This window comes from Allobosea sp. NPDC003192, from assembly GCF_050275675.1.
Lineage (GTDB): Bacteria > Pseudomonadota > Alphaproteobacteria > Rhizobiales > Beijerinckiaceae > Allobosea.
In genome coordinates, this window is record NZ_JBNNPK010000050.1 from 1 (window position 1) to 1,998 (window position 1,998).

1 protein-coding gene is annotated in these 1,998 nt (G+C 67.0%); it reads right to left on the minus strand.

From position 1 onward, the window contains the following. On the minus strand, positions 1–1,995 hold a 1,995-nt coding region (locus ACQKLX_RS29825), incomplete at its 3' end, for an acetyl-CoA carboxylase biotin carboxylase subunit (RefSeq protein ID WP_427365174.1). Positions 1,996–1,998 lie beyond the last annotated feature (3 nt).

Consider the following 1,998-nt stretch of genomic DNA (forward strand, 5'->3'; position numbering starts at 1 on the left):
GAATTCCATGATGACGGCGTCGACGGCCAGCGAGTCGCCTTCCTTCGCCAGGATCTTGGCGATGGTGACGTCCTTCTCGGCGCGCAGCACGTTCTCCATCTTCATCGCCTCGACCATGGCGAGCGGCTCGCCGGCCTTGACCTCTTGGCCGACGCTGACGAGCAGCGCCTTGACCAGGCCCGGCATCGGGCAGAGCAGCACTTTTCCGGTGTCGGCCGCGACCTTCTCCGGCATCAGCGCCGCCAGCTCCGCCTCGCGCGGCGTATAGACATGAGCGTCGGCATAGGCGCCGGCATGGCCGAGCGAAACGCCGTTGAGGATCGGCCGGACCTGCGCCGCGATGGCGACGCCATCGAGCGTGCCGCGCCAGACCGGCTCGCCCGGCCGCCAGTCGCTGGCGATCGTCAGGCTGCGCTCGGGGAAGGTGATCGTCACCGCCCCACCCTGCTCCGAGACCTCGCCCTCGAAGCGCTCAGCCCCGAGCGAGACGATGCGGGTGCGCTCGAACTCGACCTTGCGCCAGCCCTCCATCTGCGCCGAGACATGGCGCTTGCGGCTGTTCAGGCGATGGTCGCAGGCGATCGCGATCGCCGCCATGCGCAAGGCGATCTCGCCCTCCGGCTGCGGCAGCGAGAAGCCTTCCGGAAACTCCTCGGCGATGAAGCCGGTCGAGAGATTGCCGGAGATCCAGCGCGGATGCTGCATCACCGCCGCGACGAACGGGATGTTGTGGCGGATGCCGTCGATGGCGAAGGCATCGAGCGCGCGCGCCTGCGCCTTGATCGCCGCCTCGCGCGTCGGCGCATGCGTCACGAGCTTGGCGATCATCGGGTCGTAATAGATCGAGATCTCGCCGCCCTCGAACACGCCGGTGTCGTTGCGCACGGTGGCGTCGCCATCCGGCCCTTCGCTCGGCGGACGATAGGTCACAAGGCGGCCGGTCGAGGGCAGGAAGTTGCGGGTCGGATCCTCGGCGTAAACGCGGGACTCCACCGCCCAACCGTTGAGCTTCACGTCGGCCTGCGAGATCGCGAGCCTCTCGCCATAGGCGACGCGGATCATCTGCTCGACCAGGTCGATGCCGGTGATCATCTCGGTGACCGGATGCTCGACCTGCAGGCGGGTGTTCATCTCGAGGAAATAGAAGGACTTGTCCTGGCCGGCGACGAACTCGACCGTGCCGGCACTGTCGTAGTTCACCGCCTTCGCTAGCGCGACCGCCTGCTCGCCCATCTTGCGGCGCGTCGCCTCGTCGAGCAGCGGCGACGGCGCCTCCTCCAGCACCTTCTGGTTGCGGCGCTGGATCGAGCATTCGCGCTCGCCCAGATAGATGACGTTGCCGTGCTTGTCGCCCAGCACCTGGATCTCGATATGGCGAGGGTCGACGATGAACTTTTCGACGAAGACGCGATCATCGCCGAAGGAGGACGCCGCCTCCGACTTGGCGCGGGCGAAGCCCTCGGCGACCTCACCGGCCGAATGGGCGATGCGCATGCCCTTGCCGCCGCCGCCGGCCGAGGCCTTGATCATCACGGGATAGCCGATCTCGTCGGCGATCTTGACCGCATGCTCGGGGTTCTCGATCACGCCGAGATAGCCCGGAACCGTCGAGACCTCGGCGGCGGCCGCCGCCTTCTTCGATTCGATCTTGTCGCCCATCGCGGCGATGGCGCCGGGATTGGGGCCGATGAAGACGATGCCGTTCTCCTTCAACGCCCTCGCGAAGGCCTCGCGCTCGGAGAGGAAGCCATAGCCGGGATGGACGGCCTCGGCGCCCGTTGCTTTACAGGCGGCGATGATCTTGTCGATCTGGAGATAGGATTCGGCGGCAGGGGCTGCGCCGATATGCACCGCCTCGTCCGCCATCTCGACATGCAGCGCATCGCGGTCGGCATCGGAATAGACCGCCACCGTCCCGATGCCCATGCGGCGCGCCGTCTTGATGACGCGGCAGGCAATCTCGCCACGGTTCGCGATCAGGATCTTCGAGAACATGCG